Genomic DNA, 18,201 nt, shown 5'->3' with positions numbered 1-18,201 from the left:
CCTCCGAGGTCGACAACAAGTGTTGTCACTTGAGCCGCGGACGTCAAGGAGGGAGGGGTCTGGACATGGGGATCACGGCGCCGTGTATGCTGGCGACGCACTGCGGATGTAGTTCAATGGTAGAACATCAGCTTCCCAAGCTGAATACGCGGGTTCGATTCCCGTCATCCGCTCTCACCGAAACCTCGGACATTTTCGTCCGAGGTTTCTTTTTGTATCCGGGCCCTCAAATGAGCCACGTGCGCATCCGGTAAACCGGTTTCCTCCGCACGCATCAACGCCTCGGCAGCCGCCGGGGAACCCAAGCGGTGCAACAACTCCGCCCGCGACGCGTGCCACCACGGGTAATCGGCCAACCCCGGCAACGCGTCCACCAAAGCCAAGCCCGCCGCGGGTCCGTCCCGTTCCGCCACCGCCGCCGCGCGGTTCAGGCGCACCACCGGCGTGTCCTGGATCGACAACAGCACGTCGTACCAGGAGATCACCGCGTCCCAGTTCGTCTCTTCGTAAGAGGGCGCCAGGTCGTGGCACGCCGCGATCGCCGCCTGGACCACGTACGGATTCGGCACCGACGGCGTCCGGCGCAACCCCGTCCCCACCAGCTCGACGCCCTCCTTGATCAGCGCGAAGTCCCACGCCGAACGGTCCTGATCGGCCAGCAGGACCGGCACCCCGTCGGAGAACCGCGCCGCGCGGCGGGCGTCCTGGAGCAACACCAGCGCCAGCAATCCCAGCGCCGTCGGCTCGTCCGGCATCAGCGACGCCAGCAAGCGAGCCAAGCGGACGCCCTCGGCCAGCAGCGACTCGCGGCCCGTGTAGCCCTCGTTGAAGATCAGGTACACCGTCGACGCCACGCCGGCCAGCCGCGCGGGCAGCTCCTCCGCCGATGGCACCCGGTACGGGATGCGTGCCTGAGCGATCTTCTGCTTCGCCCGCGTCAGGCGCTTCGCCATCGTCGCCTCGGGGACGAGCAACGCCCGCGCGACCTCCAACGTCGACAAACCGCCCAGCGTCCGGAGCGCCAACGCGACCTGCGCGTCCAGCGACAACGCCGGGTGGCAGCACGTGAAGACGAGCCGCAGCAGGTCGTCGCGGACGGAAACCGGGTCCGGGGACGGGTCGACGGCCGGCATCGCGTCCGCCTCCTTCCCGAGCCGCTTCGCTTCACGGCGGACGACGTCTACCGCGCGGCGGCGGGCCGCCACCAGGAGCCAGCCGCGCGGGTTGTCCGGGACGCCGTCGCGCGGCCACGTCTCCAGCGCGCGCACGACGGCGTCCTGAACCGCGTCCTCGGCCAGGTCGACGCTGCCGGTGACGCGGACCAGCGTGGCCAGTACCCGGGTGCCCTCGTCCCGGACCAGCCGCGCGACCGCGTCCCCGGCGCCGGTCACTTGCCGAAGTCGACGACCGGCCGGACCTCGATCGCGCCGTCCCAGGCACCCGGGATGCGCGAAGCGACCTTGACGGCTTCGTCGAGGTCGGCGCACTCGATCAGGTAGAAGCCGGTGAGGGCTTCCTTCGTCTCCGCGTACGGGCCATCAGTGGTGACGACGTCACCGCCCTTGCCACCGGTGACGCGCACGGTCGTCGCGGTCGCCGTCGGGTACAGCGCCGCGCCACCGCGGATCACCGCCGCCGCGCCCGCGCCGAACTCGTCGTAGTCCTTCATCATGTCCGCGGCCTCGGGCGTGGTCGGGTCGATGTCGGTGGCGTAGATGATCGCGGCGTACTTGGGCATGAGGGGCTCCTCGCAGGTCCTGACCGGCGCCGATCGCCGGCTTTCACTGTAAGGACGAACGGGCGAAGCCGCGCCGGGACACTTGCCGCCGGAAAAGTTTCGCGGGCAGGGTGGGAGGCATGGGAGAGCCCGCGCTGTTCGGTCCGGACTTCGATCGCGACCCCTCACCCGCGTACGCCTGGCTGCGCGAACGACCGCCGCACCGGCTCGCCTTCCCGACCGGCACCTGGGCCTGGCTGGTCACGCGGTACGACGACGCCGTGACCGCGCTCAACCACCCCGCCCTGGTCAAGAGCCCGTTCGCCGGCAACACCGAGTGGCAGCGCTCGGGCATGGGCCTGCCGCTGGACCACCGGCCGTCGCTTGCCTCGAACATGATCAACACCGACCCACCCGACCACGCCCGGTTGCGCCGCGCCTGCGCCGGCGCATTCGGCCCGCGCCGGATGGAGCACCTGCGGGAACGCGCTCAGCAGGTGACCGACGAGCTGGTCGCCGCGATCGAAGCGCGCGGGCGCGGCGATCTCGTCACCGACCTCGCCTACCCCCTGCCGATCGCGATCATCTGCGACCTGCTCGGCGTGCCGGAGCGGTATCGCGAGGACGTCCACAAGTGGTCGCTCGTCATCGACTCGGCCGACGACACCGACGGCTCGAAGGTCCGCGAAGCCACCGACGTGCTGGAACGGCTGGTCACCGAGGTCGTTGACGCCAAGCGCGCGACGTCGGGCGTCGACCTGATAAGCGACCTCGTCGCGCAAGAAGCCGCGGGAACGCTCTCCGCCGACGAGGTGACGTCGACCGCCTTCCTGATCCTCATCGGCGGCCACGAAACGACCGTCGGGCTGATTTCGACCGGTGCGCTCGCGCTGCTGACCCACCCGGACGAAGCCGCGAAGGCGCGCGTCGACCCGGCCCACCGCGCTGCCGTCATCGAGGAAACGCTGCGGCTGCACGCGCCCTTGCAGAACGCGACCTGGCGGTTCCCCACCGAAGACGTCGAAATCGGCGGGCGGCTCATGCGGCCCGGCGACCCGATCCTGGTCTCGGTGCTGGCCGCCAACCGCGACCCCGCGGCGTTCGACGACCCCGACGCGTTCCGGCCGGGACGGCGCTCGGCCGACCGGCGGCACATCGCGTTCGGCGCCGGGCCGCACCTCTGCATCGGCGCCGCGCTCGCCCGGCTGCAGGCCGACGTCGCGTTCGAGACCGTGCTTCGCCGGCTGCCGACCGCGCGGCTCGCCGAGCCCGAAGACGGACTCCTCTGGTGGCCGAGCCCGATCACGCGCGGGCTCTTCCACCTGCCGGTCGAGGTCTAACCCTCGACGAGCTCCCACTCCGACTCCGGGGTCGCGCGGTCGTACACCTGGCCGGGCGCGGCCTTCAGCACCGTGCGGACGTCCGGGTACAGGCCCGCGACGTGCTCCAGCTCCAGCCCTTCGACCTCGAAGTCCTCCGCCTCGGGGACCTCGAAGCCGACGAACAGCCACGTGCCGTCCTGCTCGCGGACCACTTGGCGAACCGCGCGGGCCGGGGCGTCCTGGCCGGTCGGGATCTCCGTCAGGCCGCTGCTGATCTGGGCCTCGTCGTCCGGGGAACCTTCGAACTTCCAGGCCTCGCGACGCTGGGTCAGCAGGCGGATGTCTTCGTCCTCGTCGTCGGAACCGGTCACCGACGACAGCAGCCACGTGCGGCGCTCCGGGTCCCAGTCGGCGGCCATGCCCGTCGGCATACCGGCGAGAGCGGTCAGCTGCGGCAGCAGTTCGACGGCTTCGCGCAGCGACATCTTCCGGAAGCTCTCGCGGTTGACCAGCACGTCGTCGGACAGCTCGGTGCCGTCGCTGATGAACCAGTCGTCCTCGTCGTCCAGCACGACGAAGCCCAGCGCGGCCGGGTCGTTCACCAGGGCCAGCGCGATGATGACCGGCCCTTCCGGGTCCTGGCGCAGCGGCCATTCGGTCGACATGCGCCATATCCCACCATCGGGCGATCCGGCTGCCGGAGCCGGGGTCACCGCTCGATTAATTCATCGCGCGTTGATATTATCGGCGTCATGGTGCTGCCCAAGGGACTCGCCCGCTTCAACCGCGTGGTGACCAACCGGATCAACAAGTACTTCGTGAACTGGGCTCCGGGTTTCGGCCTGCTCGTCCACAAAGGACGGAAGTCCGGCAAGGAGTACCGCACGCCGCTGAACGTCTTCCGCGGCGAAGACGGCTTCGTCGTCGCGCTCACCTATGGTCCCGACACCGACTGGGTGAAGAACGTGCTGGCCGCGGAGAGTTGCACCATCATCACCCAGCGGAAAAATTACCGCGTGCACTCGCCCGAGCTCGTGCATGATGAGTCCCGCCGAGCGATGCCGACGCCTGTGCGGCAGTTCCTCGGCCTGCTGAACGTCCACGACTTCCTGCTGCTGAAGCGGGACTAGGGGGAGAAATGCCGCTCGAGGGGGAGCTCGTCCGGTTGCGCGCGCTCGAACCGGAGGACGCCGACCGCATCCACCCGTGGCTGGGCGATCCCGAGGTCAGCCGGTGGATGACCAACGACCACCCGCTCTCGCTGGCCCAGGTGCGCAAACGCTGCGAAGACCGCGCGGTCAACACGTACGAAAAGGTCGTCCTCGGCATCGAGGCCAAGGCCGAGCGCAAGCTGATCGGCGTCATCGACCTCCGCGACGCCCAACCCGAGGTCGGGGAAGCCGAGCTGGACGTCTACATCGGCGACGCCGAGTACCGCCAGGGCGGCGGCTACGGCACCGAAGCGCTGCGCCTGATGTGCCGCTACGGCTTCAACAACATGCGCCTGCACCAGATCACGCTGTGGGTCGTCGCCGAGAACGAGGTCGCCCGGCACGTCTACCGGAAGGTCGGGTTCGTCGAGGAGGGCCGGCACCGCGAGTCCTTCGTCGGCGAGAACGGCGAGCGCCACGACATGATCCTGATGAGCATGCTCAAGGGCGAACTCACCTGGTGAGCCGGGCCGGCGCCGTCCGCCGCCACGCCTCTTCGAGCAGCTCGCGCAGCTGATCGACGTCGACCTTCTCCAGGTCGACGATGATCGAGCCGTGGCCGTCGTAGTGCGGAGTCGTGAAGAAGGCCGCGTCGCCGGAATCCAGCAACGCGGCCTTCTCGTCGAGCCCGCACATCACGACCAGGCCGCCCTCGGCCTCGGTGCGCAATCGCGCGAACCCCTTGCCCGCCACCTTCAGCGCGGGCGTGCGGTACCAGGTCGACGCCTCGACCTCGGGGAGTCCCGAGGCCAGGCGTACGACGTCTTCCCAAGTCGGCATGGGTCCATTCTCGACCCGCCGTCTTGGAAAAAGCGGACCTACGGCAGCCGGGTGATCCGGTCCGCCGCGGGCGGGGCCAGGTTCGGGTGGGCGCCCAGGTACGCGATGAACGCGTCCAGGTCCACCGGCCCGCCGGCCAGGTTCGTGCCCTTGGTGAACTCGGTGAAGCCGTCCCCGCCGGCGGCGAGGAAGTTGTTCACCGACACGCGGTACGCCGCCGCCGGGTCCACCGGCGTGCCGTTGATCGTGATGTCCGAAACCCGCGAGCCCTGCGGCGCGGACGCCGAGTAGCTGTAGTGCAGCGAGCTAGAGATCTGCAGGATGCGCGTGGTCGTGCCCTGCCACTGCTGCTCGAGGACGTTCTTCAGGTTCGCCCCGGTCAGCGTGATCGTCTGCATGATGTTCGCGAACGGCTGGACGGTGAACGCCTCGCCGTAGGTCACCACGCCGTCACCCTCGTTGTTCGCCGAGGACCTGTACGTCAGGTCGGCGCGGATGCCGCCCGGGTTGGTGATGGCGATGACCGCGTTGTTCGACTGCGTGCCAGCGAGCTGCGCGTCGGCGATGACGTCGCCGAGCGACGACTCACCGGCAGCGTTGCCCGCCGCCGGCAGGTCCGCGGTGATGGTGCCGACCTGCTTGTTCGCGATCGGCGCCGCCTTCGTCTTGGCGTCGGCGACCAGCGCCGCCACCGCCGGGTCCGGCGTGACCGTGCGGGTGACGATCTCGTTGTGCGCCTTGGTCTGCGTCCGGACGACATCGCGCGTCTTCAGGCTGATCTTCAGGTCGACGACCGAGAGCAGGCGGCCGAAGGACGAGCCCTGGATGACTGTGCGCGGCTGGCCGGCCGGGTCGTTGATCACGCAGTTGTACTGCTGGTGGCTGTGCCCGGTGAAGATCGCGTCGACCTTCGGGGTCACCGCCTTCGCGATCGCGGTGGCCGGGCCCGGCAGCGTCTTGCAGTCGTTCGGGCCGGTGGCCTCGGTGTTGTCGCCCTGGTGCAGGAGCACGACCTGGGACTTGACGCCGAAGAAGTCGAGGAGGTTCGCGGTGCGGTTGATCGCCTCGACCTCGTCACCGAACTTCAGGCCCTTGATCGCCTCCGGCGTGACGACCGTCGGCAGGTCCTTCAGCGTGGCGCCGATGACGCCGATCGGGACCCCGCCGGAGAACTTGACGGTGAACGGCAACAGCGCGGGCAGGCCGTTGGTGAAGTACACATTGGACCCGAGGAACGGGAAGTCCGCACCCTTGAAGGTCTTGTCGAACTGGCAGCCGTCCGTCGGGTGGCAGCCGCCGGACTGCATGCGCTGCAGTTCCCGATAGCCCTCGTCGAACTCGTGGTTGCCGACGACGGAGGCGCTCACGCCGAGCTGGTTGAGGAAGTCGATGGTCGGCTCGTCGTGGAACAGCGCCGAGATCACCGGCGACGCGCCGACGTTGTCCCCGGCGGAGAAGACGAGCGAGTTGCGCACCTGCGAACGCAGCTCCTTCACGTGCGTCGCCAGGTAAGCGGCGCCGCCGGCGTCCACAGTGGTCCCGTCGGACTGCGTGACGCGGCCGCTGGAGCCGGACGGCGGCTCGAGGTTCCCGTGGAAGTCGTTGAAGGTGATGATCCGGACGTCGGTGGTGGGGTCCGGGTGCTGACCGGCGAACGCGGGTGCGGTGGTCACCGCCGTCGTCGCCAGTGCGGCCGCGGCACACACCGCCAGCCGGGTTGAAAGCCTCATGCGTGTGATTCCTCCGATTCGCGCCCAAGGTCCCCGAACGGGCGCACGGCGGAGGATTCTGCCTCGCGAAGCAGTCAGCTACCAGGGTCAAAAGACGGACGTAAAGCGAATGTCACCTAACGGCTTCCGTCGAGCAGCACCCGCGCGACGAGTCCGGGGTCGTCGTTCATCGGCACGTGCCCGCAGCCCGGCAGCAGCCGGAACGTCCCGTTCGGCGCGACCTTCCGCAGGTCGGCGACGCGGGGACGGGCCAGGATCCGGTCGTGCTCGGCCCAGGCGATCGTCACCGGGACGCCGGTGACCGGGCCGGTGAAGCGGAAGTCGCCACGCGACTGGGCGGCGGTGGGCTCGAAGCCGGGCGCGGTCGCGAGCGCGTGGGCGTCCGCGACGACGTCGTCCGGGGTCAGCAGCGCCGGCCTCCCGACGATCATCCCGGTCAGTGCCTTGCGTCCGGCCGGGGTCGCGGCGATGCGGCGCACGACGTGCGGTGGCGTGCGTTGCGCGAGCGCGCGGTGGGCCTTGAGCGTGGCGATCGCGTATATCTTCTGCGTGCGGTTCCACAGTCCGGCCGGCGACAACGCCGTGACGCTGCGGACGAGGCCGGCCTGCCCGAGCGCGAGCGACAGCAGGCCGCCGAGCGAGTTCCCCGCGACGTGCGGCCGGTCGAGACCCAGCTCGGTGAACAGCTCCTTGAACATCACCAGCGCGGGCTCGACGCCGTACCCACCGGACGGCTCAGGTGACTCCCCGAAGCCCGGCAGGTCCACGGCGATGACCTCGCGATGCGGCGTGAGCAGCGGAAACACCGGCGCCCACGCCTGACGCCGGTGCCCGATGCCGTGGATCAGCACCAGCGGCTCGCCCCGGCCCGCGCGGTCGTAGACAACGTCGTCCATCACCCGAGAGTAAGGCGGCCATAGCGGAAAAAGCTACAACTGTCGGTAACAGTTACTCTGCGTCCGGGTGAACCCGCGACCCGCTGTCGGCCGACCGCTGGACGGCGTCGAGCACGCGGTGCACGCGCAGGGCGTGCGCGAAGTCCGGCAGGTCGCCCTTGAGGTGCCGCGCGTAGGCGTGCGCGACGTTGTACGACGGCTCGGAACTGCGCCCGGCCAGCTGCGGGAGCTCGTACCGGGCGGGCACGGTGAGCTTCTCGAGCGTGCCGGTCCGGCTGCCGCGCAGCGTCAGCTTCGCGATCCAGAACAGCGGGTCCGCGGCGGTGACGACCAGGGTGCCCTCGGTGCCGTTGATCTCCCAGTGGAAGTCCGTGGCGGGCGACGACCCGCCGCGCAGGTGCAGCGAGGCGACGGCCCCGCCGTTCAGGACACCGTTGACGGCGATCTGGTCGGGCGCGGTCATCGGGACCGAGTCGCCGGTGACCTCGTCACGCACCCGCGGCCGGACGGTCGCCATCGTCGCCGACAGCTCGGCGAACCGGCCGAGCACCATGTCGAACGCGTCGATCGTGTGCGCGAACGGGATCGTCAGCATGGTCGCCCCGCCTTCGGGGTGCAGCTGGTAGTCGCGTCCGGCCCGGACCGACGGCCCCCAGTTGCCCCCCGAGCCGATCAGCGACGTCGAAAGCACGCGGCCGACGTAGCCGTCCTTGATGAGGTCGCGCAGGTAGCGCAACGCGGGCGCGGACCGGCCCTGCAGGCCGACGGCGGTCTGCTTGTCCCGAGCGGTTTCGACCAGCGCCTCGGTCTCGGCGAGGCTCGCGCCGAGCGGCCACTCGCTGAGCACCTGCTTGCCCGCGGCCAGCGCGGGCTCGATCAGGGCCCGATGCTCGGACACCTTCACCGCGACGACGACCAGGTCGACCTCCGGGTGCCGCGCCAGCTCCCCGGCGTCGCCGAAGGTCAGCGGCACGCCGTACTTCTCCCCGGCCACCCGCGCCGACTCGGCGCTGCTCCCGCTGAGCGCGCGGAGTTCGTAGCCGTCCACGACGGCCAGCGCGGGCACGTGCGCGGTGGCGGCCCAGCCGCCGTTCGCGCTGAGCCCGACGATGCCGACCCGGACCGGTGCCATGAGCGTTCCCTTTCGTTGCCCCGCACAAGACTTCGACGTGCCGAGCGTCGTGGTCATTCCCGGGTGAGCGCAAGCAGCATCCGGTTATGCCTCGACATGACATCGATCACCGGTAACGGCCGCCCGGCCAGGGACGATGAGGCGGACACTACGACGTGTGGGGGACGAATGGGCATCGAGGTCGTACTCGTGGTGCTGGCCGTCGTCGTGCTGCTGATCGGCGGCACGGTGTTCAGCGCGTGGCGATCCGAACGCTCCGAGGACCGCGAAGACGACTGACCGATCGGCCCGGCGATGGTCGGCCGAGTGGCCGATGCGGTCGGGCTCTTCGACCGAAGTCCCGGCGGGGCAAGATCCATAACGTCGGTGGCATGACGAACGCACAGGTCACCGCCCTGCAGTACGGGTTCATCGGCTTCCTGGCGCTGTGGACCGTGGTCCTGGTGCCGCAGCTGATCACGCAGCTCGCGCGCTACGGCGGCCTGCGCGTCCGGAGTCTGTTGTCGACCGCCGCGGTGCTGTTGTACGGGTGCATGACGCTCGCGGTCGTCTTCCTGCCGCTGCCCGGGCCGGGCACGCGCCGGCTGAGCCAGACCGTGCAGCTGCACCCGTTCCAGTGGATCACCGACATCCACACGGAGATGCTCAAGCACGGATCGCAGTGGTTCATGACGCAGACGTTCCAGCAGGCGTGCCTGAACGTGCTGCTGTTCGTCCCGCTGGGAGTGTTCGCGCGAGTGCTGTGGCGCCGCGGCCTGATCGGGACGCTCCTGATCGGCTTCACGGCGTCGCTGCTGATCGAGATCACGCAGCTGACGGCGAACTTCGGGACGGCGCCGTACGTCTACCGCATCTTCGACGTGGACGACCTCATGAACAACGCCTCCGGCGCGGGCATCGGCTGGGTGTTCGGGGCGCTGCTGCTGGCGGTCCTGCGTTCACCGATCGGCGCGCAGCCGGCCCGGAGCGAGCGGGTCCACTTCGCCGAGACGCGCTAGCCGAGCCTTCCGCTGCAGAGCGGCCCGCTTGGCGGCGCGACGATCTTCGAGGACGACGACGAGGGCGGCTACCGCGATGACCAGCGCGACGAGGCCGAGGATGAGCGGAAGCTGCACGAAACCCTCCTCGGTACGGCGCTGTGCGGGAGATCACACAGGTTACGCAGGTACGTGGTGAATTCGCTACCCCCGGCTACCGGGGAGGGCGGTGAACCAGGTCCGGTCGGCGCTGAGCCACCGGTCGAAGGCCAGATCAGCCGACGTCAGGACGGTTTCGAGCTCGAGACGGCGGCAGGTGAACTCTTGGTCCCACCGCTTGCCACGCGCCGCATACCGGACGGTCGCCGACAGCAGATCCCCGTCCCGGACCACATCGGCCAGCGAAACCGAAACCTCCCCGAGCCACCCGCCCTGCCCGGACGCGACCGAGTCGAACCAAGAGGGCGGGTGCCACTCGACGATCAACCGCCCCGAAGGCCCGAGGTGCCGCCGCGCGGAGGCGAGCATCGCCCGGCGATCCGCGTCCACCGCCGTGTTGATCAGATGACTCCCCAGCAGCACCGCGTCGAACGTCCGCCCGAGGTCCAGCTCCCCGATCCGCGCACACACCGTCGAACCCCGGACGTGCGCGAGCATCGCCGGCGAATCGTCCACCGCGACCACCGGATGCCCCAGCGCCAGCAACGCGTGCGTCACCCGCCCCGCCCCGCACCCCAGCTCCAGGATCGACGCCCCCGGCGGCAAAGCCGCGTGCACGATCTCCGGCTCACCGGCAGCCGGCAACAACTCGTAGACCTCGACCGGACACCCGTCCGCGGTGACTTCCACCAGACGAGCATGCCGGAAACTGGGCACGTGAGACCCACCAAGGACCAGCTGGCCGCCGCGCACGGCACGACCATCCCGGACGTCATCGCGCCCGGCCTCGACGTCCTCTTCTGCGGCATCAACCCCGGCCTCTACTCCGGCGCGCTGAAACAGCACTTCGCCCGGCCCGGCAACCGCTTCTGGCCCGCGCTCCACAACGGCGGCTTCACGCCCCGCCTCTACAAACCCGCGGAACAAGACCGGCTGCTCGACCTCAAGCTCGGCATCACGAACGTCGTCGCGAGAACGACCGCACGCGCCGACGAGCTCACCGCCGACGAATACCGCGAAGGCGGCAAGCTCCTCCAAGCCAAGGTCGAGAAGTACCGGCCGCGGTGGCTCGCCGTCGTCGGGATCACCGCCTACCGGACCGCCTTCGGCTTCCCGAAGGCACATGTCGGACCACAAGAGCACCGGATCGGCGACACCCGCGTGTGGGTCCTGCCGAACCCGAGCGGGCTCAACGCGCACTGGACGCCGGCCGGGCTCGCCGCCGAGTTCGCGAAGCTGCGGGCCGCATCCGAAGTTCGTCGAAATCGTTGAATACGGGGCGAGCCACCCTTAGTAGTGCCAACCGCCCCATCGAGTCCTTCCTGGCCCGGCCGAACCGCCCTTTCAAGATCGTCTTCTACTCAAAGTTTGCTGTGACCGGCAGATTGGGCCATGAGGGGTAATTGGCGTCATGAGCTGCGCAATCGCGACTCGTACCAAGCAGGAGGAGTCACTTTTGGCCGGTCCCGGCAGGGGGGACCGGACGATGCCGGGAGGCGTCCCCAGGAGCGACGGCGCAGAGACGGAGGCACACGATGCACGGCATCGAGCCCACCCGCAGGCCCACCGGGCCGATCGGACCCGGTGGACGCAGTCTCGGCGTGGCGGTCGTCGATCCGGTCCCGATCTTCCGCGACGGCCTCGCCGCGCTCGTCCACCGCAGCCAGGGGCTGCACTGGGCGGGCCAGGCGGCCAGCCACCACGCCGCGCTGCAGCTGTGTGAGCAGGTCAAGCCGGACGTCGTCGTGCTCGATTCGGCACTCGACCCGAACTGCCACCTGACGAAGCTGCTCAACGCCGGCGACCCGGCGCTGATCCTGGTCACGCTCATCCGGGACACGAACCGCACGCAGCAGTACCTCGCGGCCGCGATCGCCGCGGGCACGCACGCGATCGTGCCGCGGTCGATCGACTCACGACGGCTCGCCGAAGCGATCCGGCGGGCCCACACCGAGCGCCGGTACATCGATCCGGCGCTGGCCGCGCTGACCGCCCGGCCGAAGCGGGCGACCGTGCCCAAGGGCGACCTCGCCCACGACAGCCCACCCGCGGCGCGCGGCGCGATGCCGCTGTCCCGGCGCGAGTACCAGGTGCTCCAGCTGGTTGCCGAAGGTCTCGAGAACTCGGCGATCGCGAAGCTGCTGTTCCTGTCCGTCGAAACGGTCCGGACCCACGTCAAGAGCATCCTGCGCAAGCTCTCCGCGCGGGACCGCACGCACGCCGTCACCATCGCCTTCCGCGGCGGGATACTCGTCGCTCGCGCGGAGGACGGCCACGTGCCGGTGACTGCCGACACAACGGCGCTCCCGGGCCAGCGCTGACCCCGGAAACCGCCCGGATTTCCCCACTCGGAAGTGCGGATCTGCTTGCTCCAGTTACCCGCAGGTAATATCCTGAAGTTACCGGCGAGTAAGGCGAACATGTGCCCGGCCGGGGAGCCGAACACATTGGAGTGACGACATGGGCCACTACAAGAGCAACGTCCGAGACCTGGAGTTCAACCTCTTCGAGGTCCTGGGCGTGCAGGAGCGCCTGGGCAAAGGTGTGCTCGCCGAGTCCGACGAGGAGACCGCCCGCGGGGTGCTGTCCGAGCTGAACAAGCTCGCGACCGGCCCGCTCGCCGAGTCCTTCGCCGACGCCGACCGCAACCCGCCCGTGTACGACCCGAAGACCTTCAGCGTCAAGATCCCCGAGTCGTTCAAGAAGAGCTACCAGCAGCTCCTGGACGGCGAGTGGTGGCGCCTCGGGCTGACCAACGACCTCGGCGGCTTCGGCCTGCCCCCGACCGTCCAGTGGGCGGCGTCCGAGCTCATCCTCGGCGCGAACGCCCCGCTGTTCATGTACATGGCGGGCCCGAACTTCGCGATGATCGTGAACAAGAACGGCACCGAAGAGCAGAAGCACTGGGCCCAGCTCATGATCGACCGGGCCTGGGGCGCCACGATGGTGCTGACCGAGCCGGACGCCGGCTCCGACGTCGGCGCGGGCCGCACCAAGGCCACCAAGCAGGAGGACGGCTCCTGGCACATCGACGGCGTGAAGCGGTTCATCACCTCGGCCGAGCACGACATGAGCGAAAACATCATGCACCTGGTGCTCGCTCGCCCCGAGGGCCCCGGCATCGAGACCAAGCCGGGCACCAAGGGCCTGTCGCTGTTCCTCGTGCCGAAGTTCCACTTCGACTCGAAGACCGGTGAGCTGGGCGAGCGCAACGGCGCCTTCGTCACCAACGTAGAGCACAAGATGGGCATCAAGGCCTCGACGACGTGCGAGCTGACCTTCGGCCAGCACGGCACCCCGGCCAAGGGCTGGCTGCTCGGCGAGGTGCACGACGGCATCGCGCAGATGTTCCAGGTCATCGAGTACGCCCGGATGATGGTCGGCACGAAGGCCATCGCGACGCTGTCGACGGGTTACCTCAACGCGCTCGAGTACGCCAAGGAGCGCGTCCAGGGCGCCGACCTGCCGAACATGCTGAACAAGACCGCGCCGCGCGTCACCATCACCCACCACCCGGACGTCCGCCGCTCGCTGATGCTCCAGAAGGCGTACGCCGAGGGCCTCCGCGCGGTCTACCTGTACACCGCGTCCTTCCAGGACCAGCTGTGGACCGGCGAAGGCGACCAGAAGATCGCGCACGGCGTCAACGACCTGCTGCTGCCGATCGTCAAGGGCGTCGGCTCCGAGCGCGCCACCGAGCAGCTCGTGCAGTCGCTGCAGACACTGGGCGGTTCCGGCTTCCTGCAGGACTACCCGATCGAGCAGTACATCCGCGACGCCAAGATCGACTCGCTGTACGAGGGCACCACGGCGATCCAGTCGCTGGACTTCTTCTTCCGCAAGATCGTCCGCGACAAGGGCGCGTCCCTGGCCTTCGTCGCCGGCGAGATCACGAAGTTCATCGAGTCCGAGGCGGGCAACGGCCGGCTCAAGAACGAGCGCGGGCTGCTCAAGCAGGCCCTCGAGGACACCCAGGGCATGCTGGGCTCGCTGATCGGCTACCTGACGGCGTCGCAGGAGGACCCGCAGAGCATCAACAAGGTCGGCCAGCACACGGTCCGCCTGCTGATGTCGGTCGGCGACCTGCTCATCGGCTGGCAGCTGCTCAAGCACGCCGAGGTCGCGATCGGCAAGCTCGACGCGGGCGCGTCCGCCAAGGACGTCCCGTTCTACGAGGGCAAGATCGCCGTGGCGTCGTTCTTCGCGAAGCAGGTGCTGCCGGAGCTGACCTCCCGCCGCGCCATCGTGGAGGCCGCCGACAACGCGCTGATGGAGCTCGACGAAGCCGCGTTCTGAGAATCTTGTTCTGGTTAGGCCGGCGCTACGACCGTCAGCCAGTCGCCTGAGGTGACGGTTGCGCCGGTCGACGGCTGAACAAGGTTCTCCATGGTCACGAATAGGGCTCTCCCCGGGTGGGGAGGGCCCTGTTCGTGTTTCAGGGCCGGGCGGCGCGGGCATTCCGCTCACCGAGTCCGACGGACCCGAGTGGCCGGGTTCGCGGATCCTTGAGAGGAGAAAGTGATGACTGTCGCCGGCATCGTCAGCGCCATCATCGTCGGGCTGATCATCGGCGTTCTGGGCCGGCTGGTCGCACCCGGCAAGCAGAGCATCCCGATCTGGCTGACCATTCTGATCGGTATCATCGCCGCGTTCATCGGCACGGCCATCGCGCGTGGTCTCGGGTACGCCGACACCAACGGCATCGACTGGCTGGAAATCCTGACCCAGGTCGTCCTCGCCGCCATCGGCGTGAGCATCGCCGCCGGCGCGTACGGACGCCGAGGCGTAACCAGGTAGCTGTTACTTCGGAAGACCCGGCCCGGTCCGGTCCGCTCGTCGGGGGCGGATCGGGCCGGGTCTTTTCGTGTCACCTCATCGGGGGTCAGCGCGCGCGGGACGGCGGGATCGGTGCCACCGTGGCGCTTATTGCGCTATCCGAGGAGGCAGCTGTGCTCGGCGGACTTTGGGGCATCATCTCGACGATCATCGTGGGCCTGATCCTGGGCGTGCTGGGCAGGCTGTTCGCGCCCGGCGACCAGAAGATCCCGATCTGGCTGACGATCGTCGTCGGCATCGTCGCCGCGTTCATCGGCAACTGGCTCGCCGGGGTGTTCGGCGTCCGCGACACCGCCGGCATCGACTGGATCCGGCACGTCTTCCAGGTCGTGGCCGCCGTCGTCGGCGTCATCGCGGCTTCCGCGATCTACGCCAAGGTCAAGGGCGGCAGCCGCACTACCGCTTGAGCGACAGGCCTGCGCCGACGAGCAGCAGCGCGGCGGCGCAGGTCATCGCCGTGGTGAGGGCGGTCGCGGACGACGTCACGGCCAGGGTCAGGAACAGGCTGCCGAACGTGGCCACGCCGACGACCTGGCCCAGCTGCAGCGTGGTGGTCAGCAGGCCGCTGACGTCCGCCGCGCGCTCGAGCGGGACGTGCGTCAGCGCGTTCACCATCAGGGAGCCGAACGCGGGTCCCATCGACAGCCCGAACAGCAGCAGGGCCACGAAGAACAGGGTCCCGCCGTCGCGGCCCAGCCCGAGCAGCGCGTACGCGACCGCGGACCCGACGTAGCCGCACGGGGTCAGCCAGGCGTGCACCCGCTTCGGCAGCCGGTTCCAGAAGAACCCGCAGAGGCCGAAGACGACGCCGCCCGGCGCCATCGCCAAGCCGGCGGCCATCGCCGTCTTGCCGAGGCCCGACTGCAGGTGCAGCGACACGCAGAAGAGGAAGCCGCCGTAGGACGCGACTCCCGCCGCGAGCGTCGCCAGGCCGGGTGCGACCCCTCGGACCTTCAGGACGGCCAGGTCGACGAGCGGGTCGGCCACCCGGCGTTCGACGACCACGAACAGCACGGCCAGCAGCGCGCCCACCGCGATCGAGGCGAAGGTCCACGCGGGCCAGCCGGTTTCGTGCCCGAGCACCAGCGGCAGCACGACGAGCACCACGGCCGGGACGGCGGTCGCGAGCCCGGCGAGGTCGAGGCGGCGGCCCGCCTTCACCGTGCCGCCGGGCACCAGCTTGGCGGCGAAGACGGCCACGAGCACGCCGAGCGGCACGTTGACCAGGAAGATCGGCCGCCAGCCCGTGCCGAACAGGTCCGCGCCGACGAGCACGCCGCCGAGCACCTGGCCGGCCACGAACGCGACCGAGATGACGGCGGTGTACGCGCTGAGCGCCTTCGCCCGGGCCGCCCCGCTGAACTGCGCCTGGATGAGGCTGATGACCTGCGGCATCATCAGCGCGGCACCGGCGCCCTGGGCGATCCGCGCGACGATGAGGACCTTTTCGTCCGGCGCCAGGCCGCAGAGCGCGGAGCAGACGGTGAAGGCGATCGTGCCGGTGACGAACAGCCGTCGGCGGCCGTACAGCTCGCCGAGACGAGCACCGGTGATGAGCAGCATCGCGTAGCCCACGGTGTAGCCGGCGACGACGAGCTGCAGCGCGGCGCCGGACGCGTGGAGGTCGGTGCGGATGTCGGTCATGGCGACGTTCACGACGGTGACGTCGAGCAGCGCCATGAACTGGCCGAGCAGCAGGACGGCCAGCATGAACCACGGCCGCCGGTCCGGCCGGGCTTCCCGGTCCGTGGCCGGGGCAGGAGTGGTCAGAGTCATGCCTCCGACCTTGGGGTTCTTCGATTGTTTTCGGAGAGAGCCTGCGGATGCTGGTGCTGGGAGTACCTCCTTCGCCGGCTGAGCCAGCCAAACTGTCGTACCCCTCGGGCACCATGTGCGCATGACCCAGACACCGGTCCACACCAGCCGCCGAGAGGAACTCGGCCAGTTCCTCAAGGCGTGCCGCGCGCGGATCGGCCCGGAGGAGGTCGGGCTCGCGCCCGGCCCCCGTCGCCGGCTCAGCGGGCTGCGCCGCGAGGAGGTGGCGCTGCTCGCCGGCGTCGGCGTCACCTGGTACACGTGGCTGGAACAGGGGCGGCCGATCAACGCGAGCTCGCAGGTGCTCGACGCCGTGGCGCGCACGCTGCGGATGGAACCCCCGGAGCGGGAGCACCTGTACCGGCTGGCGGAGCTGACGCCGTCGCGGCTGCCGTCGATGGTGGAAACGGTGCCGGACACGGTGCACGAGGTCCTGCGTGCGCTCGACCCGCTGCCCGCCACGCTGGTCAACGGCCGGTTCGACATCCTGGAGTCGAACGCGGCCCACCAGGAGCTGTTCTGGGAGTGGCACAGCCTGCCGTGCCTGCACCAGAACCTGCTGTGGTGCTGCGTGACCGAGCCGAACGCGCGGCGGTTCTTCCTGAACTACGACGAGGAGGTGCCCTACATGGTCGCGCGGATGCGGGCCGAGTACGGCAGGCACGTCGGCGACCCGTCGTGGGAAGAGGACATCCGCCGGTTGTCGGCGCTGAGCCCGGAGTTCGCCGAGCTGTGGGCCCGGCACGAGGTCGCCGAACCGCAGGCCCGGCTGCGGCGGATCGACCACCCGCAGGCCGGCCGGATGGACCTCCGGCTGACCGAGCTGGCGGTGTCCGAGGCGCCGGGGCTGCGGATCCAGGTGTCCACTCCGGACGACCCGCGCAGCTGGGCGTTGCTGCCCCGGACGAGGCGGCCGTCATGACGTCCGTCGAACTGAGCGGGCAGGGGCTGACTTCGGTGCCTTCGCTGCCACCGGGGGTGACCCGGCTCGATCTGTACCAGAACTCGCTCACGGCGGTGCCTCCTTCGTTGTGGACGCACACCGGTCTGGAAGTGCTCAACCTGGCGGCGAACCGGCTTTCTTCGCTGCCGCCGGGGATCTCGGCGCTGACGTCGTTGCACACGCTGGATCTGGGGCACAACGAGTTCGACGCGCTGCCGGACGAGCTGGGCGACCTGGCCGGGCTCACCGAGTACCTGTACGTCAGCGACAACCGGCTGACGTCGTTCCCGGCGGCTTGGTGCCGCTTGGGCCGGTTGCGGTACCTGGGCTGCACGGACAACCGGATTTCCGCGCTCCCGCCGGACCTCTCCGGGCTGGCTTCGCTGCGGGAACTCAGGCTGTACCGCAACTCGCTGGCTTCGCTGCCGGAGTCGATCGGTGCGCTCAGCACGTTGCGGGAGCTGCACTTGCGCGGCAACCGGTTGACGGCGTTGCCTTCGTCGATCGGGGCGCTCGGCGAGCTGCGCCAGCTCGACCTGCGGGAGAACCTCCTGGAGACCCTGCCCGCGTCGATCACTCAGCTGTCCAAATTGGACAAGCTGGATCTGCGGTGGAACAAGCGCTTCCGGGAACCGGCTTGGCTGCGCGACTTCGAGGAGGCTGGTTGCATGGTCCTTCGCTGA

General features: G+C 69.5%; 20 protein-coding genes and 1 tRNA gene. 12 read left to right on the top strand and 9 right to left on the bottom strand.

The window, feature by feature from the left end:
* Positions 1-102: 102 nt before the first annotated feature.
* Positions 103-173 (top strand) — tRNA-Gly (locus tag ABFJ78_RS03435).
* Here ABFJ78_RS03435 and ABFJ78_RS03430 read toward each other — a convergent pair.
* Entirely contained in the window at positions 165-1,391 is a 1,227-nt protein-coding gene (locus ABFJ78_RS03430; protein ID WP_436384141.1) for an RNA polymerase sigma factor, read from the bottom strand. The two genes, ABFJ78_RS03435 and ABFJ78_RS03430, sit on opposite strands and share 9 nt — an antisense overlap.
* Positions 1,388-1,738 carry a YciI family protein gene (locus tag ABFJ78_RS03425; RefSeq protein WP_436384140.1) on the bottom strand — a complete coding sequence of 117 codons (351 nt, stop codon included), beginning with the start codon at positions 1,736-1,738 and terminating at the stop codon, positions 1,388-1,390. The genes ABFJ78_RS03430 and ABFJ78_RS03425 overlap by 4 nt, the downstream gene beginning before the upstream one ends.
* A gap of 119 nt (positions 1,739-1,857) precedes the next feature.
* Here ABFJ78_RS03425 and ABFJ78_RS03420 point away from each other — a divergent pair, with 119 nt between their 5' ends.
* Entirely contained in the window at positions 1,858-3,057 is a 1,200-nt protein-coding gene (locus ABFJ78_RS03420) for a cytochrome P450 family protein (protein WP_436384139.1), read from the top strand.
* On the opposite strand, the gene ABFJ78_RS03415 is transcribed toward ABFJ78_RS03420, so the two are convergent.
* Positions 3,054-3,704, bottom strand: a complete 651-nt coding sequence (locus tag ABFJ78_RS03415; protein WP_436384138.1) for a hypothetical protein — start codon at positions 3,702-3,704, stop codon at positions 3,054-3,056. The genes ABFJ78_RS03420 and ABFJ78_RS03415 overlap by 4 nt on opposite strands.
* Positions 3,705-3,791: 87 nt before the next feature.
* On the opposite strand from ABFJ78_RS03415, the gene ABFJ78_RS03410 reads away from it, so the two are divergent.
* Both ABFJ78_RS03410 and ABFJ78_RS03405 read left to right on the top strand, forming a co-directional pair.
* Positions 3,792-4,169, top strand: a complete 378-nt coding sequence (locus ABFJ78_RS03410) for a nitroreductase family deazaflavin-dependent oxidoreductase (RefSeq protein WP_436384136.1) — start codon at positions 3,792-3,794, stop codon at positions 4,167-4,169.
* 8 nt (positions 4,170-4,177) lie between these two features.
* Positions 4,178-4,714 carry a GNAT family N-acetyltransferase gene (locus ABFJ78_RS03405; RefSeq protein WP_436384135.1) on the top strand — a complete coding sequence of 179 codons (537 nt, stop codon included), beginning with the start codon at positions 4,178-4,180 and terminating at the stop codon, positions 4,712-4,714.
* On the opposite strand, the gene ABFJ78_RS03400 is transcribed toward ABFJ78_RS03405, so the two are convergent.
* The 4 genes from ABFJ78_RS03400 to ABFJ78_RS03385 form a co-directional block, all read right to left on the bottom strand.
* The gene (locus tag ABFJ78_RS03400; RefSeq protein ID WP_436384134.1) at positions 4,704-5,030 is read right to left on the bottom strand and encodes an MmcQ/YjbR family DNA-binding protein; all 327 of its coding nucleotides are present in this window, start codon (positions 5,028-5,030) and stop codon (positions 4,704-4,706) included. The genes ABFJ78_RS03405 and ABFJ78_RS03400 overlap by 11 nt on opposite strands.
* Before the next feature lie 38 nt (positions 5,031-5,068).
* Positions 5,069-6,760, bottom strand: coding sequence for a bifunctional metallophosphatase/5'-nucleotidase (locus tag ABFJ78_RS03395; protein ID WP_436384133.1), 1,692 nt, complete (start codon positions 6,758-6,760; stop codon positions 5,069-5,071).
* Between the two features lie 116 nt (positions 6,761-6,876).
* A complete protein-coding gene (locus ABFJ78_RS03390; RefSeq protein WP_436384132.1) occupies positions 6,877-7,656 on the bottom strand; it encodes an alpha/beta fold hydrolase in 780 nt (259 codons plus the stop codon).
* Positions 7,657-7,708: 52 nt separating this feature from the next.
* A complete protein-coding gene (locus tag ABFJ78_RS03385) occupies positions 7,709-8,788 on the bottom strand; it encodes a Gfo/Idh/MocA family protein (protein WP_436384131.1) in 1,080 nt (359 codons plus the stop codon).
* Positions 8,789-9,159: 371 nt separating this feature from the next.
* On the opposite strand from ABFJ78_RS03385, the gene ABFJ78_RS03380 reads away from it, so the two are divergent.
* Positions 9,160-9,786 (top strand): VanZ family protein, encoded by a 627-nt coding sequence (locus tag ABFJ78_RS03380; protein WP_436384130.1) that lies wholly within the window; start codon positions 9,160-9,162, stop codon positions 9,784-9,786.
* A 183-nt stretch (positions 9,787-9,969) separates the two neighbouring features.
* Here ABFJ78_RS03380 and ABFJ78_RS03375 read toward each other — a convergent pair whose 3' ends face one another.
* Positions 9,970-10,614, bottom strand: coding sequence for a class I SAM-dependent methyltransferase (locus ABFJ78_RS03375; protein ID WP_436384129.1), 645 nt, complete (start codon positions 10,612-10,614; stop codon positions 9,970-9,972).
* Positions 10,615-10,641: 27 nt separating this feature from the next.
* Between ABFJ78_RS03375 and mug the strand changes: the two genes are divergently transcribed.
* From mug to ABFJ78_RS03350, 5 genes are all read left to right on the top strand, one after another.
* Positions 10,642-11,196, top strand: coding sequence for a G/U mismatch-specific DNA glycosylase (gene mug / locus ABFJ78_RS03370; RefSeq protein WP_436384128.1), 555 nt, complete (start codon positions 10,642-10,644; stop codon positions 11,194-11,196).
* Positions 11,197-11,459: 263 nt separating this feature from the next.
* Positions 11,460-12,245: a response regulator transcription factor gene (locus tag ABFJ78_RS03365; RefSeq protein WP_436384127.1), complete on the top strand. Its 786-nt coding sequence runs from the start codon at positions 11,460-11,462 to the stop codon at positions 12,243-12,245.
* Between the two features lie 139 nt (positions 12,246-12,384).
* Positions 12,385-14,220 (top strand): acyl-CoA dehydrogenase, encoded by a 1,836-nt coding sequence (locus ABFJ78_RS03360; protein ID WP_436384126.1) that lies wholly within the window; start codon positions 12,385-12,387, stop codon positions 14,218-14,220.
* A 225-nt stretch (positions 14,221-14,445) separates the two neighbouring features.
* Complete coding sequence (locus ABFJ78_RS03355) at positions 14,446-14,721, top strand: GlsB/YeaQ/YmgE family stress response membrane protein (RefSeq protein ID WP_410666995.1); 276 nt, start codon at positions 14,446-14,448, stop codon at positions 14,719-14,721.
* A gap of 152 nt (positions 14,722-14,873) precedes the next feature.
* Positions 14,874-15,167 (top strand): GlsB/YeaQ/YmgE family stress response membrane protein, encoded by a 294-nt coding sequence (locus ABFJ78_RS03350; RefSeq protein WP_436384125.1) that lies wholly within the window; start codon positions 14,874-14,876, stop codon positions 15,165-15,167.
* On the opposite strand, the gene ABFJ78_RS03345 is transcribed toward ABFJ78_RS03350, so the two are convergent.
* Positions 15,157-16,536, bottom strand: a complete 1,380-nt coding sequence (locus ABFJ78_RS03345; RefSeq protein ID WP_436384123.1) for an MFS transporter — start codon at positions 16,534-16,536, stop codon at positions 15,157-15,159. The genes ABFJ78_RS03350 and ABFJ78_RS03345 overlap by 11 nt on opposite strands.
* Positions 16,537-16,657: 121 nt before the next feature.
* On the opposite strand from ABFJ78_RS03345, the gene ABFJ78_RS03340 reads away from it, so the two are divergent.
* Positions 16,658-17,497, top strand: a complete 840-nt coding sequence (locus ABFJ78_RS03340; RefSeq protein ID WP_436384121.1) for a helix-turn-helix transcriptional regulator — start codon at positions 16,658-16,660, stop codon at positions 17,495-17,497.
* Positions 17,494-18,201 carry a leucine-rich repeat domain-containing protein gene (locus ABFJ78_RS03335; RefSeq protein ID WP_436384120.1) on the top strand — a complete coding sequence of 236 codons (708 nt, stop codon included), beginning with the start codon at positions 17,494-17,496 and terminating at the stop codon, positions 18,199-18,201. The genes ABFJ78_RS03340 and ABFJ78_RS03335 overlap by 4 nt, the downstream gene beginning before the upstream one ends.

It is taken from the genome of Amycolatopsis sp. MEPSY49 (genome assembly GCF_051337345.1).
Taxonomy (GTDB): Bacteria; Actinomycetota; Actinomycetes; order Mycobacteriales; family Pseudonocardiaceae; genus Amycolatopsis.
This window is presented reverse-complemented; position numbering and strand designations above follow the sequence as displayed.